The sequence below is a fragment of the Engelhardtia mirabilis genome (assembly GCF_007748095.1).
GTDB lineage: Bacteria > Planctomycetota > UBA1135 > UBA1135.
The window spans coordinates 4,768,466-4,784,360 of record NZ_CP036287.1 but is presented as its reverse complement, the minus strand read 5'-3'; the positions used below and the strand labels follow the sequence as shown (position 1 = coordinate 4,784,360).

Annotated in this window: 10 protein-coding genes; 6 read left to right on the top strand and 4 right to left on the bottom strand. The window is 71.1% G+C overall.

The features are described 5' to 3' along the window. The first annotated feature begins 214 nt into the window (after positions 1-214). The 5 genes from Pla133_RS17650 (at position 215) to Pla133_RS17630 (ending at position 9,030) form a co-directional block, all read left to right on the top strand. A complete protein-coding gene (locus tag Pla133_RS17650) occupies positions 215-646 on the top strand; it encodes a PilZ domain-containing protein (protein WP_145067640.1) in 432 nt (143 codons plus the stop codon). A gap of 4 nt (positions 647-650) precedes the next feature. After that, positions 651-2,525, top strand: a complete 1,875-nt coding sequence (locus Pla133_RS17645) for an efflux RND transporter periplasmic adaptor subunit (protein WP_145067638.1) — start codon at positions 651-653, stop codon at positions 2,523-2,525. After that, a complete protein-coding gene (locus tag Pla133_RS17640; RefSeq protein WP_145067636.1) occupies positions 2,522-4,660 on the top strand; it encodes a hypothetical protein in 2,139 nt (712 codons plus the stop codon). The genes Pla133_RS17645 and Pla133_RS17640 overlap by 4 nt, the downstream gene beginning before the upstream one ends. Positions 4,661-4,895: 235 nt before the next feature. Next, the gene (locus tag Pla133_RS26470; protein ID WP_419191676.1) at positions 4,896-7,391 is read left to right on the top strand and encodes a hypothetical protein; all 2,496 of its coding nucleotides are present in this window, start codon (positions 4,896-4,898) and stop codon (positions 7,389-7,391) included. A 163-nt stretch (positions 7,392-7,554) separates the two neighbouring features. Then, the gene (locus tag Pla133_RS17630) at positions 7,555-9,030 is read left to right on the top strand and encodes a hypothetical protein (RefSeq protein ID WP_145067634.1); all 1,476 of its coding nucleotides are present in this window, start codon (positions 7,555-7,557) and stop codon (positions 9,028-9,030) included. Between the two features lie 170 nt (positions 9,031-9,200). Here Pla133_RS17630 and Pla133_RS17625 read toward each other — a convergent pair whose 3' ends face one another. Genes Pla133_RS17625 through Pla133_RS17615 form a run of 3 tightly spaced genes read right to left on the bottom strand, consistent with a single transcriptional unit; the run spans position 9,201 to position 12,333 of the window. Beyond that, entirely contained in the window at positions 9,201-9,653 is a 453-nt protein-coding gene (locus tag Pla133_RS17625; RefSeq protein ID WP_145067632.1) for a GNAT family N-acetyltransferase, read from the bottom strand. Between the two features lie 56 nt (positions 9,654-9,709). After that, entirely contained in the window at positions 9,710-10,966 is a 1,257-nt protein-coding gene (locus Pla133_RS17620) for an amidohydrolase family protein (RefSeq protein WP_419191675.1), read from the bottom strand. A gap of 11 nt (positions 10,967-10,977) precedes the next feature. After that, a complete protein-coding gene (locus Pla133_RS17615) occupies positions 10,978-12,333 on the bottom strand; it encodes an amidohydrolase family protein (RefSeq protein WP_145067630.1) in 1,356 nt (451 codons plus the stop codon). A 127-nt stretch (positions 12,334-12,460) separates the two neighbouring features. Between Pla133_RS17615 and Pla133_RS17610 the strand changes: the two genes are divergently transcribed. Beyond that, complete coding sequence (locus tag Pla133_RS17610) at positions 12,461-15,088, top strand: carboxylesterase family protein (RefSeq protein WP_419191674.1); 2,628 nt, start codon at positions 12,461-12,463, stop codon at positions 15,086-15,088. Here the strand turns inward: Pla133_RS17610 and Pla133_RS17605 are convergent. Further along, positions 15,045-15,854, bottom strand: coding sequence for a hypothetical protein (locus Pla133_RS17605; RefSeq protein WP_145067626.1), 810 nt, complete (start codon positions 15,852-15,854; stop codon positions 15,045-15,047). The two genes, Pla133_RS17610 and Pla133_RS17605, sit on opposite strands and share 44 nt — an antisense overlap. Positions 15,855-15,895 lie beyond the last annotated feature (41 nt).

The following is a 15,895-nucleotide window of genomic DNA, read 5'->3' as shown; positions in this document are numbered from 1 at the left end:
GCTCGCTCCCGACCCGTCGACGACCTGCGAGGCACGTCCTTGACGCGTCCGCCGTCGATCCCAGATCGCCAGGAGAGGAATGCGCGCGGATCCCGCTCTCCATGTCCCGGAATCGGGCGCATCGCGCTGATTCGAACCTCCAGGGTCTCAGTTGGGTGGCCGATCTCAACTCACAAGTCTGCTCCCCCCCTCGACGGCCCTGCCCTGCCCGACGATGTCCCTCCCCCGACGCAAGACCCTCAAGCCCGACCGCGCGGAAGGGGAGCTCTTGAATGAGCTCTCCCGCCAGACGCAGGCCGAGATCAGCAAGCTCCGCGGCCAAGAGCGGCAGGAGCTGCGACTGGACGCCGAATTGAGGCCCGCCAACCTCTCGGCGGGCGTCCACACCATTGCCCAGGGCCGAACACTCGACGTCTCGCCCGGCGGTTGCCGCATGCGCCTGAGCGCGCCGCCGACCGTTGGCGACGTCTACACGGTCCACCTCAGCATGGACGGCCGAGCCTTGCCCCGCGTCCATGCCCTCTGCCTGCGCACGGCGCTGGTCGGGGATGCGGAAGTCGAAGCCGCCTTCCAGTTCCTCTCGCCTTTGGAGGATTCCGAGCTCTTCGCCAAGCGCTCGCCTGGAAGCGACGACCTGCTGGGCTGACCCCATGGCCGACGCTCCCGAACTGGCGCGCAGCGCCCGGTCCCTCAGCGACCTTCGAACGGCGACCGCCCTCGTGGCCGTGCTCGAAGCCGTCCGCGGGGCACACACCGCTGGTGGCGTGATCGAGGCCCTGCCTCGGCCGCTGGTCGAGCGGTTGGGCGTTTATGCCGCGAGGGCGATCGGACGCGTGCGCGGCGCCCCGATCGTCGCCGAGTACGCCCGCGACGCCCGCGAGGGCGAGTTCTTCGGATCGCGCCTCGAGGACACCTGTATCGAGGCGATGGCTGCGAACCAGTCGATCCAGCGCCGTTTCGCCTCGCGGCAACTGCGGCTCGAGATCGCCTTCGTCGCCGCCCCGTTGCACGACGAGTCCGGTCTGACCGTCGGCGCCGTAGGGATCGCCTGCGCGGTCCGCACTGCCACGGACCTCGAGGGACAGCTCGCAAACCTCGACGCCGTTGCGCGCCTGGTCGAACTCGCGCCCTCCTGGAACACGGTCGCGGGGCGGGCGTCGGTTGCCGACGACGCGGTGCTGGCCCAGGCCAGCCAGCTGGGCAAGGCCGCCGCCTACGAGTCCGACGTGGCCCTGGCCTTCGCCCTGACCAACAACCTCTGCACGCGACTGGACTGCGAGCTGGTCGCGATCGGCCTGGCCGAGGGTCCGACCGTGCGGGTGCTCAGCGTCTCGGGATTCGAGGACGTGCGCGAGGAGAGCCCCGCAGTCGAAGCCCTGCGGATGGCCATGGGCGAGGGCATCGACCTGGAGCGACGGGCCAGCGCGCCGGCTTCCGAGTTGGAGTCGGGACACCGCGTCCCCGCCTTGCTCGCGGCCTGGCACCACAAGGTGGGTGGCAGCGTGGCCGTGATTCCGTTGCTCGGTGGCGATGGGCCACGCGGCGTGGTCGCCTTGCGGCGGGCGCCCGGACTGACCTTCGAGCCGGCGGAGCTAGACCGGGTGGCCGAACTGATCGGGCCCTACCTGCCGGCGCTCGAGCTCCTGCGCCGCGCCAGCCGGGGACTGCCTCGCCACGTCGCGGACACCGGGCGCGCGCAGCTCGACGCCTTGCGCCGAGCGGGCGCATGGGGCCGCCGTGCGATCGTGGCTGCCATAGCGTTGTTCGGACTCTGGTTCCTGTTCGGCAGCCTCCCGCACAGCCTGTCCGTGCCCTGCGAAGTGCGCGCCAGTGAAGTCAGTCACCTCGCGGCGCCCTTCGAGGGGGTCCTGCGCGCGGCGCCGTTCACCCCCGGAGGGCGGGTCCGCGAAGGCGATGTGCTCGCCGTCTTCGATACCTCATTCGAGGAACTACAGCGCGCGCACCTCTTGGCCGAGATGGACGTGCTGGAGGTCGACCTGCGCCAGGCGTTGGCGGGCGATGACGCCCTGTCCCAACGCCGCCTCGAGCAGCAGCGCGCATCGCTCTCCGCCCAGCTCGCCCTCTCGGAGTTGCGCCTGGGCCGCGCGAGGATCACGGCGCCCTTCGACGGCGTGGTGCTGTCCGGGGACCTGCGCGACCGCATCGGCGACACCCTGGCCCAGGGTGAGGACCTGTTCGAGTTGGCGCCGGGAGACGGCTGGCGCGTGGAGTTGCTGGTGGCCGAAAAGGACGCCCTCGAGGTGGCCGTGGGACAGACCGGCCTGTTCTCGACCCGCGCCAGGCCGGAGGTGCGCCACGGCTTCGAGGTCGAGCACGTAGGTGGCGCCGTCGAGTCCGTGCACGGGGCCGCGGTGCTGCGACTCGAGGCCGCGGTGACCGACCAAGTGGCGTGGGTCCGACCGGGCATGACCGGATCGGCGCAGCTCCGCGTGGCCGGTCGCGCGCCCTGGAAGAAGGTCACGGGACCCCTGATCGACTGGTTGCGACTGAGGTTCGTCCTGTGACCGAGGCTGCCGCGCCCGGACCTCCGACTCTCGCCGACAGCCTGCGTGAGTGCGTCGTAGCGGCCCGTTCGGACCTGGTCGTCACCCGGCACCTGTTCCGCGGCGAGCCGTGCTACGTGCTGCGCGACCCATTGACCTTCGAGTCCACGCGCCTGGGTGTGGGGGACTACGGCGTGGTCCAACGCCTGGTCTCGGGAGTTGCCCTGGGCGACATCTTCGAGTCCCTGGCGGGCGACGGGACCCTGGAACAGGACGACGAGGAGCACTTCTATGCCTTCATCGTCTCGCTCCACCGCAAGCGCCTCCTGCGCCTGCCGATCGCCGATGACAAGGCCCTCTTCCGGCGCCACCGCCAGGCCCTGGCGCGCCGGCAACGATCTCTGATCTCCGCGCCTCTGTTCCACAAGCGCAGCCTGTGGAATCCGGATCCGTTCCTCGAGCGCACCGAGCGTTACGTGGCGCCGGTCTTCACGCGCACCGCCTTCGGCATCTGGCTGGCGGTCCTGGCCGTGGCCGGTTGGATCGCCGCAGCCAACTGGAGCGAGCTCAGCGCTCCCCTGGGCCAGGTGCTCCTGCTGCAGAACCTGCCACTGCTCTGGATCGGCCTGATCGGTCTCAAGGTCGTGCACGAGTTCGGCCACGCCTACGCCTGTCGCTTCTGGGGCGGCGCGGTGCCCGAGATGGGTGTCAACCTGATCGTGTTGACGCCCCTGCCCTACGTGGACGCCAGCGCCGCTTGGAGCTTCCACAAGAAGTCCCACCGACTGATGGTCAGCTTGGCGGGGATGTACGTGGAGCTGTTCCTGGCGGCGATCGGACTGATCGTCTGGAGCATGACCGAGGCCTCACTGACCAACGCCTTCGCCTACAACGTGGCCCTGCTCGGCAGCGTGGTCACGGTCGCCTTCAATCTGAATCCGCTGATGCGGTTCGATGGCTATTACGTTGCCTCGGACCTGCTAGAGATCCCCAACTTGCGGGCGCGAGCGGGCGCCTATACCGGCGATCTGATCAAGCGGCTGTTCCTGGGAACCGAAGCCGCGGTGGTGGAACGGGGCCGTCGACTGCGCGCGCTGCTAGTCACCTACGGGGTCAGCGCGGCGATCTACAAGATCACTCTCGTGTTGGGGATCTCGACCGCCATCGCCAGCAAGTACTTCACGATCGGCGTGGCAATCGGGTTGACCTACATCGGCATGGAGGTCTTCAAGCTCGGCCGCAAGCTGATCTCGCTGCTGTTCCTGTGCCAGTCGACCCAGCACGTCCGCAACCGAGCGGTGGCCGTGGGCGTCGTGGGCCTTGGGCTCATGCCCCTGGGCGTGGTGGCGGCGCCCCTGCCGGCCTGGTTCACTGCCCCGGCGATCATGACCTCCGAGCGCGTGGCCGAGGTCTACGTGGAGGTTCCCGGGACCCTGGTCGAGACCACCGCGCGCGTTGGCGACTGGGTCGAGGCCGGTGCGACGCTGGCGACGATCGAGGCGCCGGAGGAGGACCTCCGCATGGCCGAATCCGCGGCCGAGCTGGCCCAGCTGGACCTGCGACTGGCCGCCGCCCGCGACGTCGATCCGGCCCAGGCCCTGCGCCTGCAGCGCGAGCGCGACTACCTCGTGAGCGACTTCGGCTGGCGGGTCGAGCGCGCTGCCCGGCGCACGCCGGTCGCGTCCCAGGCCGGTCGGGTGGTCGAAGTCGTCGATCCGCGGACGAGCGGCACCTTCCTGCGCGTCGGCACGCCCATCGCTCGCATCGCCTCGGGGCGCAGGGTGGTGCGGGCGCTCCTGCGCGACGAGCAGCTCGCACGCGGTCGTCCGGAGGTGGGCGAGCGGGTGCGCTTCCGACCGAGCGCCTGGCCCGGCGGCGAGTTGGAGGGCCGGGTGACCGCGGTCGAACCCCTGGCCATGGCGGCCCTGGGTGAAGTGTCCCTGACGCACTTGGGCGGCGGCGAGATCGCCGTCGATCCGGTCACTGGCGTGCCCCTGGTCCCGCACTTCACGGTGACCGCGATCCTCGACGACGAAGCTGCGGCCAGACTGCCCGACCGCGCCCTCGGCCGGCTGTGGCTCCCTGCCCGCGCCGAGACGGTAGGAGTCTGGATGCGCCGCAACGTCCAGCGCTTCCTCGACCGCTTGCGCGGCTGAGCGCGGCCGCGTTCCGTGTTGGGGCGCGGGTCTGCTTGTCGGACGTGCGTCCAATCCTTGGACGTCATCGGGCCACCGCAGGCGAGTACGGCCACAAGCGCGCGTTGGGGGCCTGTAGGAGCCTGGCACCCTTTTTGATCTGGTCCTGGGCTGCTCGGCACCACCAAGGCGCCGAGACGAGCGATCACGATCAGTGGCGCCGAATCCAGGCGCATCCGCCACAGGAGAACTCGACATGAAATTGCACCGTTCACGGACCGCAGGTCTGACCCTGGCCTCGATCGCATTGATCGGCGCGCCGGCACAGGCCCAGAGCTGGTCCGAGGAGTTCGACCTGCCCGGCGTCGCCGGCCGTGTCTTCTCGACCAGTTCCTGGCAGGACCAGTTGGTGGTCGGCGGCTACGACTACCTCCAGGCCGACGCCCAGAGCCTGGGCCTCGTGGCGACCTTCGATGGCACGTCCTGGAGCCCCCTTGGCAGCGGCATCCCCGGCGCCGGCGCCTTCGTCGACTACGACGTGCGCGACTTCGCGATCTACGACGGGGGGCTGGTGGCGGCCGGCACCTTCACCTCCGCCGGCGGACAACCGGCCAAGAGCATCGCGCTGTTCGACGGCGTCGACTGGCAGCCCTTGGGTGGTGGTTTGGACCTGAGCTTCGCTCCCACCGGGTCGGTCTTCTCCCTGGAGGTCTTCCAAGGCGATCTCTACGCCAGTGGGCAGTTCAACCTGGCCGGCGGCATTCCGGTCCAGGGTCTCGCCCGTTGGGACGGACAACAGTGGCACGCTGTCGGCGGCGGCCTGCCGCCCGTCGCCGGCGGCACGCCCGGCTTCGCATGGGAGATGAGCGTCGGCCCCGACGGCCTGCTCTACCTGGCGGGCGAGTTCCCCGCCGCGGGCGGAGTGGCCGCGACCGGCAACATCGCGACCTGGGACGGCAGCAACTTCGCGTCCGTGGGCGGGGGCTTCAACGTCTTCGGCGGCGCCAGCGTCCGTGACCTGGCCTGGTACGACGGCGAGTTGTGGGCCGTGGGCACCTACGACCTGGCCGCCGGCGGAGCGGGTGACGAGAAGGCCGCGATCTTCGACGGCAGCACCTGGCGGGCGGCGGGCAACTTCCCCGACTCCGCTGTCGGAACGCGTCTGGATGCGATCTGCGTCTTCCAGGACCAGGTCTACGTGGGCGGCAACATCGTCAGCGTCGACGGGCTCTCGGTGCGACGGATGGCGCGCTTCGACGGGACCTCCTGGACCTCTCCCGGGGGCATCTTCGCCCAGAGCATCAACCAGTTCGTCTTCGACATGGTCGCCATCGACGGCACCCTCTGGGTCGGCGGCGAGTTCTCCTCGGTCGGCTACCTGCCACCCGCCGGCGAGGTGATCGTGACCAACAGCGTCGGCGCCTTCGACGGCAGCTCCTGGAGCGGCGGCGGCAAGGGCTTGGGTGTCAACGGGCCCGTGCGCGCGAGCCTGGACTGGAACGGCGCGACGGTGGCCTTCGGCGACTTCAACCAGGCGGGAGACCAGCAGGTCGACAGCGTGGCCCTCCTGGACGGCGACAACTGGTTCCCACTGGGCACGTTCAACGGAGCAGCAGACGGCGGAACCGTGTTTCAGAACGACTTGGTCGTCGTGGGCAACTTCACCAGTGTCGATGGCGTGAGCACGCCCGCGCCGGCGGCGCGCTTCGACGGGACGACCTGGCACAGCCTGGGGTCGGGGGCGATGGCCAATGCGGTGGCCGCGGCAGTCTACGGCGGCGAGCTCTACGCACTGGCGGACTTCGGGCTGTGGCGTCTGGAGGGCTCGACCTGGAACCAGGTGGGCATGTCGATCTTCGGCGCGCCCTACGCGCTGCACGTTCACGGGGACCTGCTGTTGGTCGGCGGCTCCTACGGATTCGGCCAGGGCAACGTTCTGGCCTGGGACGGGCAGACCCTCGCGAGCCTGGGCGGTGGAACCGACGACGCGGTGCGCGCCTTCGCGTCCTTGGGCGACGACCTCTACGTGGGTGGCGAGTTCGGCACCGCCGGTGGGGTCCAGGCGCCGCTGCTCGCACGTTGGAGCGACTCCGGCTGGTCCGGTGTCGGGCCCTTGACCGGTACCGAGGTGACAGCCCTCGCGGCACTGGGCGGAGAGCTCTTCGTGGGTGGCAACCTCTTCGTGCCCGGCAATCCGGCCAACAAGTACATCGCGCGACTCGCGGGCGGCAGCTTCGAGGCCCTGGGCACGGGCATGGTTGGACAACCGCTGACCATGACCACCCATGAGCAGAGTGGGAGCCTGGACGTCGGCGGCATCTTCCAGTCGGCCGGGGGGGCGATCGCGCACAACTTCAGCCGCTGGGACACCGGCGTGAGCGGTCCGGTGTGCCAGGCGGACCTGGGCTTCGGCGGTCCGGGCCAGAGCGTCCTGACGCTGTGCGGCACCGGCCTGGGCAGCGGGCAGAGTTCGGACCTGCGACTGACCGGTGCGGCGCCGGCCGCGTTGGGAGTGCTCGCCGTCGGCCTGGTGGAGCAGCCGACACCCCTCTTCGCGGGCATCCTCGTCGCCGGCAATCCGGTGCTGACGATCCCCCTGGCGACCGACGCCGCCGGGGAGTATGAGCAGCTCGGCCTGGCCGGGGGCCATCCGCTGTCGCCGGCGCTCTTCCTGCAGGCGCTCGTGATCAACCCGAGCGTGCCGGGCCAGGTGGAGTTCTCCAACGGCATCTTGGCGCAGTTCCAGCCCTGAGAGCCGTCGAGCGAATGGGCGCCGTGGCCGACGTTCCGTCGGTCGCGGCGCACGTCGCGTTCGCGCGCATGCGGGCGGGATTCTCGGAGCCCGTTAGGATCGCAGGTCCCCGACGCCCACATCGCCCGGGTCGCCCCCCGTGATCCAACCGAGGAGAATCGACATGACGCCCGCCGTACTCGCACGCAGTCCCTTCGCGATCCGGGGCTGCACCGCAGTCATCGCCCTCTCGTCCGTGGCCTGGTCCCAGGGAACGAGCTGCGCCCAGGATTCGATCGACTTCGACCTGATTCCCCTCACCGGGCTCGAGGGTCAGAGCTTCGTCGCCGTCGAGCTGAACGACGCCGGGCAGGTGGCGGGGCAGATCTTGGCCACCCAGCCCGGCGGCGTCCAACAGGCTTTCGTCTGGCAGAACGGCCAGCTCGTGACCCACGCCTTCCCCGGCTCGACGGTGTCGGTCAGCGGCCTGAGCGATGGGGGCCTCGTGGTGGGCAACCTGTTCGCGGCGGGATCGCCGCCCCAGACCTTCCTGTGGGACAGCGCCACCGACACCGTGGACTTCGCCAAGGCGCCCTTCGAGCACTACCCCGCCGACGTGAACGACGCGCGCACGGTCGTCGGCCTCGATGCCGACGGCCTGTTCGGCTACGCCCTCGACGCGACGACAGGCGAGGCGACCACGATCGCCTTCGGGCAGGTGCCGACCGTCGGCGTCGGCACGTCGGGGGCCGTCTCGATCAACGCGGCCGGGGTCGCGGTGGGTGGGGAGGTGGTCTTCGAGGACGGCGCCGGCATGTACCTGGAGCGCCCCTACCGTTGGTCCGAGCGCGACGGCATCGAGGACCTGGCCATGTCGCCGACGGGCTTCGGCGGGCGTGCGGTGGACGTGAGCCCCGGCGGCAACGTGGCCGGGACGGTCCTGGACGAGTTCCTCGGCCACCAGTCCGCCTACTGGTCAGACCAGGGCCAGACCCTGACCACCCTCGGCTCGCCCTTCGGCTACTTCGTGTCCGACGCCCTGGCGGTCAACGACCTCGGCCAGGTGGTGGTTGTGGCGCCCAACGACCTGTTCGGCTTCACGCGCGGCTTCCTGTGGCAGAACGGCAGCTTCACCGACCTGTCGTGCTTCGTGCCCTCGGGGTTGTTCGTCGCCCGTCCGGTCGACGTGAACAACGACGGCGAGATCCTGGTGCAGCTCACCAACAGCGGCGGCCTCTCGATCGTCGGCACCGGCATCCTGCGGCCCGTCAACCCGCCGGTGCTGGCCTTGGAAGAGGTGCGGCTGGGCACTCCGCCGAACCCCAACGCGTTCCTGGCCGGGCAGACCAGCGCTCCGATCGTCGGCGCGGTTTGGGATCCGGCCATCGACCACGCCGTGTTCGCGACGGCGGCGACCCAAGACTTCGCGCTCCTGGCGCTGTCGCCGACGAACCTGCCCCTGGCGGGGCTGGGGACGCTGCTCTGCGATCCGACCACGGTGTTCCAGACCCTGGCCACGGCAGCAGGCACGCCGTTCCAGGTGCCGATCCCGAACGATCCGGTGCTGCCCGGACTGCAGCTCTGCACCCAGGGGGCGTCGCTCCAGCCGAGTGGACTCATCCTGGCCAACGCCCTCGACGTGACCCTGGGCAACCTGTGAGCGGCGTCTGGTGTCCTGGATCAGAAATTCGGCGTCACTTCCCGGAGGTCCGATCGATGCTGGCTAGGCGCGCCGACGACGCGTATCCGCTGCGATACTCGGAGGAGGCGCTGGCGACGCCAGCGGTGATCGGGGCCCGGGAAGTGACGCCGAATTTCTGATCCAGGACACTAGTCGGCGCGCTGGTCGCCGGCCTCGAGGTGCTGCCGCATTCGCAGCACCTCGTCGCCGGTGACGTGGTGGTGCTTGCGGGCGAGCTCGCGGAAGCCGCAGCTCCGGTAGAAGGCGCGGCCGACGGGGTTCTGGACGAAGACCTCGACCTCGAGCGGCCCGCGCATCGATCGGGCGCGCTCCACCAACGCGCGGCCGATGCCACGGCGGTGGTGGGCGGGATCGACGAATAGCGCGCCGACTTCGCGCTTGCCGACCAGCGAGAGGAACCCCGCGACGCGACCCTCCACCTCGAAGATCAGCGTCTCGGTCACGTCCATGTAGAAGCTGGAGATGTTGCGGCGCTCGGTGGCCAGGAACTCCGCCTCGAGGAAGGGGTGCCCGACCAGCGAGGCGTCGTACCAGACCTCGAGCAGCGCGTCGAGGTCGTCCGCGCGGTAGGGGCGGATCATGGTTCGAGCAGCTCGCGATCCGGGGCTCGGCCCCGGACCGTTGCCCGCGCGCTCGTTCAGCGCACGGTCCACAGTTCGTGCTCGCTGGCGACCCGGCCTTCGATCACGGTGCCCACGCAGTGGCTCGTGTATTCGAAGGGGTCGCCGTCGAACAGGGCCACGTCGCCGTCCTTGCCCACCTCCAGCGAGCCCACGCGATCGCCCACGCCGCACAGCTTGGCGGCCTCGATCGTCACCAGGGCCAAGGCCCGCTCGCGGTCCAAGCCGTAGCGCGCCGCGACCGCCGCTTCGAACAACAGCACCCGCGCGCGGGGGACGTAGCCCTCGTAGCCGGTCTGCAGCGCCACCGTCACGCCGGCCTCGACCAGCCTGCGAGCCGTGCCCATGGAGAGCTCCTCGGCCTCGCCGCCGGAGCGCTGCATGGTCGGGTGCACGATCACCGGCACGCCGGCGGCCAGGATCTCGTCGATCACCCGCGGGGCTTCCGCGGCGCCGTCGAGCACCAGGCGCAGGTGGGGGAACTCCGCCGCGATCCGCAGGGCGGTGACGATGTCCTGGCTCGTGTGCGCGGTGACCAGGAGCGGCAACTCGCCGGTGACCACCTGGGCCAGGGCCTCGCTGCGCAGGTTGCGCGGCGGCGCTTCCTCGCCCGCGAGCTTCTTCGAGTACTCCAGACCCTCGTAGAGCTTGGCGCGCAGCACCGCCGCGGACTTCGAGCGGGTGCCGGGGTTGCCGGCTCCGCCGCGCCCCGCGTCGGACAGGCTCGCGGTGACCATCGCCGCGGGCACCATGACCGCCTCCTCGACCGACGAGCCCGTGGTCTTGGCGACCATCGACTGACCCGAGACCAGGGCGCCCGGGGCGTGGCCGGTGTGGACCGTGGTCACGCCGAAGCTGCGCACCCACTCGATCAACGGGTCGTCGAGGTTGTAGGCGTCGAGGGCCCGCAACTCCGGCTGCACGGACTCGGAGCGGTCGAGCTCGTCGTTGACACGATCGGTGTTGAGGAAGCCCGCCAGGCCCACGCAGGTGTGGGCGTCGACCAGGCCCGGCGTGGCGACCGCGGCTTCGCGCACGGTCCAGCCGTCGGGAACGGTCAGCAGCGCAGCCGGTCCGATGGCCGTGATCCGACCCTCGTCGATCAGGATCACCCCGTCGCGGATCGGCTCGCCGGCCGCGGTGTGGATCAGGCCGGCCTTGATGGCGATTCGGCCCCCGCCCTCGTTCGAGGTCGCACCGGCAGTCGCGGCGAGGGTCGCCACCGCCAACGCCATCGCGCCCAGGCCCCGTCGATTCGTGATCACGTGGTTCATCGCAGAAGACCTCATCGGACGTTGGCGCAGCACTGGGTGAAAGGCACGTCGTCGCCCGCGCCGGGTCCGCCGATCGAGTAGATCAGGTCATCGGGGTCGGACAGGTCGAAGACCCGCTCGCCCTCGACCCAGGTCTCGAGCACCTGGGTGTAGACCGAGAAGGGGTGACCGTCGAGCACCGCCAGGTCGGCGTCCTTGCCGACCTCGAGGCTGCCCACGCGCCCGTCCAGGTCGAGCATCTCGGCCCCCGCGATGGTCAGGGCTTCGAGGGCCTTCTGCTCCGACAGCCCCGCGCGCACCGCCAGGGCGCCCGAGCGCAGGAACAGGCGCGAGTCGGTGATGTAGTCGTCGGTGTGCAGGGCCACCCGCACGCCGGCCTCGTCGAGCACGCGGCAGGTGTCGAAGGACAGGCGCGTGGCCTCCTGCTTGCCGCCGGGCGAGTCGACCACGATCACCGAGCAGGGCACGCCCGCTGCCGCGATCTCGTCCGCCACGCGCCAGCCCTCGGAGACGTGGTGCAGCACGACGCGGAAACCGAACTCCTCGGCCAGCCGCAGCACGGTCAGGATGTCGTCGTGGCGGTGGGTGTGGTGGTGGACGATGCGTTTGCCGTCCAGGACCTCGACCAGGGCCTCGAGCCCCAGGTCGCGGGCAGGCGCGTCGACCTCCGGGTCGTCCGCCGCAGCGCGCAGCTTGTCGCGGTAGGCCACCGCGTCGATGAACTTCTGCCGCACCAGGGCCGCCGACTTGGCGCGGGTGCCCGGGAAGGGCTTGTCGCCCTGGGGGTTGGTGCCGTTGGCCATCTTCAGCCCGCCCATGATCGAGCCGTCTTCGAAGCGGTAGGCCAACTCCTCCACGGTCACCGCCAGGCGCAGCTTCAGGTAGACCGTCTGCCCGCTCATCAGGTGCCCCGAGCCGGGCATGCAGTTGAGCGTGGTGAGGCCGCCGGCGCGGGCGCGGTGCACGGACGAGGCGCGCACGTCCATGCTGTCGAGGGAGCGCGCCTCGGGCTGGATCGGGTCGGACGAGTCCGCCGCGAAGGGCGCGCCCACGTGGCTGTGGGTGCAGATCAGCCCGGGCATGATCGTGCGGCCGGTGGCGTCGATCAGCTCGGCTCCCGCGGGGATCTCGACCTCGCCGCGCGCGCCGATGGCGGCGATGCGACCGTCGCGCACGACGATCACGCCGTCGTCGATGGCGGGAGCGGTGATCGGCAGCAGGGTCGCGCCGACGAAGGCCACGAGGTTCTCGGGCTGGGCCGAGGCAGTGTCAGGGCCGGGCTCCTGGCCGTGCTCCAGGGCGGGGCTGGGCCGCACGGCCAGGGCCAGGGCGGCCACGCCGACGAGGGATGCGAGGAGAGTCTTCATGGTGGGGGCTCGGTGGAGTGGGGGCGCGTCATCCTAGCGATGACCGTCGCCCGCGCCCGCGCGCGTCGCGCCGTCGGCCCGTAACCTGGCGGGCCCACCCCAGGACCCCCGGACCTCCCAACGCCCCATGCCGACCCTCCCGCTGCTCCTCGCTCTGCTCCTTCTCCCCAACCAGGACGCCGCACCGGAGGTCGCAGCGGCGCCCTCCGCGCCGCGCGCGGACGGCTGGTTGGTGTTGGGCGCCGTGGACGGGCGCGGGCGGCGGCCCTTCCGGCCCGATGCCGTCTTCGCGCAGTTCCTGGCCACGCCGGGTGCCGAAGACTTCCCGGTCGAGGGCCAGCGGATGACCGGCGAGCGCGGCAGCGAGACCTGGGCTTGGACACCGTCCAAGGACAACGGTGGTCCCGAGCAGGCCGGCAGCTGGAGCGCGGCCCTGGTGCCGGTCGAGGCGGGCCAGGGCGGGGTCTGGATGGCCAAGCTCGGCGGAGCCTGGGAGCTGTGGGTGGGCGGCCGGGCGCACGTGGGAGACGCTTACCGCTACGGCTTCGGCGGGGTGCCGGTGCTGCTCGAGGAGGGCCTGAATCAGGTCATGGTCTCGGGCTCACGCGGCGGTTTCGGGCTGGAGTTCACCCGCGCCGAGGCGCCGGTGACCTTCGCCAAGCGGGACGTGACCCTGCCGGACATCGTTGCGGGCGAGGGCGGCTCGATCGATATCGGCTTGACCCTGCACCGCACCTCGCGCGTGCCCCTGGTCGGCGCGCGGCTGGAGCTCGGTGGCGACTTCGAGGGCGGCGTGTCGCTGCTGTCGATGCAGCCGCTCGAGACGCGGACGGTGGCGATCGAGGCCGCGCTGCGCGACGCCGCCGCGGCGGCCGAGCCCGGGGACTTGACCGTCGAGTTCCGCGTGTGCGCGGCGGACGGCACCCAGCTCGCGACCACGCGCAAGACGGTGCGGGTCGTGGCGCCGGACAGCCGGCGCCTGCGCAGCTTCCGCTCGAGAATCGACGGCTCGACCCAGGTCTGGGGTGAGGTTCCGCCGCCTGCCGCGGAGCTGCGCGGCCGGGCCGAGCGGGCCGAGAGCGCTGAGAACGCGGCTGACGCGAACGCTGGGGCCAGCTCGAACAGCGGCGGCCGTGGCGAAGACGCCGAGGGCGCGGACGAGGTCGCAAGCGCCTCGGACAAGGGCGGCGACGAGAACGCCGGCGCTGCCGAACTTCCGGGCCTGGTCGTCAGCTTGCACGGCGCGTCGGTGGCGCCGCGCAACCAGATGGGCGCCTATGCGCCCGAGCCGGGCCTGTGGATCGTCGCCGCCACGAACCGGCGTCCCTACGGCTTCGACTGGCAGGACTGGGGTCGCGCCGACGCCTACGAGGTGCGCGACGCCTTCCGCGGGCGCGTGGCCATCGATCCGACGCGCCTGTACCTGACCGGGCACTCCATGGGCGGGCACGGCACCTGGCACCTGGGCGCTAACGATCCGGACGGTTGGGTGGCGATCGCTCCGAGCGCCGGTTGGCGCAGCTTCGACACCTACGGCGGTCGGCCCGACGGCCAGCTCGCCGAGCTGTGGCAGCGCGCGGACGCCGCCAGCTTGACCGAGACGCTGCTCGAGAACCTGGCCCAGGTGCCGACCTTCGTGTTGCACGGCGACGCGGACGAGACGGTGCCGGCCAGCGAGGCGCGGTCGATGCTCGAGCGGCTCGAGGCCGCGGGCGCGGTCGACCTGCGCTCGCACTTCCAACCCGGGGCGGGACACTGGTGGAACGGCGACAACGCCGCCGGCGCGGACTGCGTCCAGTGGCGCGGCATCTTCGAGCTCTTCGGCGAGCATCGGCGCGCGACAGCGGCGGAAGGCGCGGCGCCCGAGCCGCGCGAGCTGCACTTCGTGACCGTGGACCCGGCCGTCGACAGCCAGCACCACTGGCTGCGTGTGGACCAGGTCACCCGGATCGGCGACCGCGCGCGGGCCCGGGCGAGCTGGAACGACGGGCGCGTCGAGGTCGTGACCGAGAACGTGCGCCGCCTGGCGCTGCTGCCGAGCGCGCGGGCGACCGAGGTGGTGCTCGACGGCCAGGCGCAGGAGCTGAGCGAGGATCCGATCGCGACGGGCGCGGCACTCGAGTTCGTGCGCGACGCGGGCGATTGGGACCCGGTCGCGACGGCGATCCCCGCCGGCGAACGCCGCCCCGAGCGCTCCGGCCCCTTCAAGCGCGCCTTCGACCGCGAGTTCCTGCTCGTGCGCGGCACCGCCGGCACCCCGGCCGAGACCGACGCTTTGGCCCAACTGGCCCTGCGCGACGCTCAATCCTGGTGGTACCGCGGCAATGGCCGCGCGCCGGTGATCACCGACCGCGACCTGCTCGCGCGGCCCGAGCTCGCGCACCACAACGTGATCCTCTACGGCAACTCCGAGACCAACGCCGCCTGGTTCCAGGTGCTCGGCCGCGACTGCCCGATCCAGATGCGCCGCGGCTTCGCCCTGGTGGGGGAGGCCCAGTTCCGCGGGCCCGACCACGCGGCGGTCTTCTGCTACCCGCGCCTGGGCAGCGACGTGGCCCTGGCCGGCGTCTTCGCCGACACCGGTGCCGCGGGCTCGCGCCTGCACGCGATCGGCAACCATTTCGTCTCGGGTGTCGGCATTCCGGACTACGCGGTGTTCTCGAGCGCCGTGCTCAGCTCCGGCGACGGCGGCGTGTCCGTGGCCGGCTTCTTCACGAACGACTGGAAGCTGGACCTGACCAACCAGAGCCACTGACCGGCCGTCGCGCGATCACCCGCAGCGCCAGGAGGAAGGCGAGCACGAAGGGCGTCGTCACCAGGGCCTCGGTACCCCAGGGGAAGGGCAGCGTGGTCCAGTCCACCAGCAGCGGGGCGGCGAGGATTCCGTGGTGGATGAAGTCGAAGGTCATTTCGTAGAGGCCGAAGACCGCCACGGTCACCAGGGCCAGCACCCACCCGCCGATGGCGGCGAAGAGGGCCGAGGCGACAGGAGTTCGGCCCGCTGCCCGAGCCCAGGCCACGTGGTTCAGGGCCAGCCCGAAGGCGAAGACCAACTCCACCGCCAGGATCTCGCCTCGCCGCCAACGCACCAGCCAATCGGCCTGGGCGAGCTTCTCCTCGGCCCAGGGGTCCCATACCGGGTTGATCGGCTCTGGCTCGTGGACGGTGCGCAGCCAGGTGCTGGAGGTGCCCACCAACTCTGCGATCTCGCTGCGCCAGTAGGCCGACACCAGGAGCGGCAGCGCGAGGGCGGCGAACAAGAGCCCGAGGGCGTGCCGAGAAAAGCGCTCCTGCAATCCCATGGCCCGGTGCGCGTCGGCGATGGCCGACACGGTGGTGGTCAAGAACAGCAGCTCGACCAGCACCAGCAGACTGACGACCCCCGATGTCGGTGCGAACGCGACCATGCGCTGATCGGCCGAGATCCACAGCCACCACAGCACCGCGAAGCGCGCGGCGGCGACGGGCAGGGCCCAGCGGGCCAGGGCTCGGTAGCGCGGCAAGGGATCCGAGGGCTGCATGGGGAGGGTCCGACGCTCAGTCGGCTCCTCCCGCCAACCTA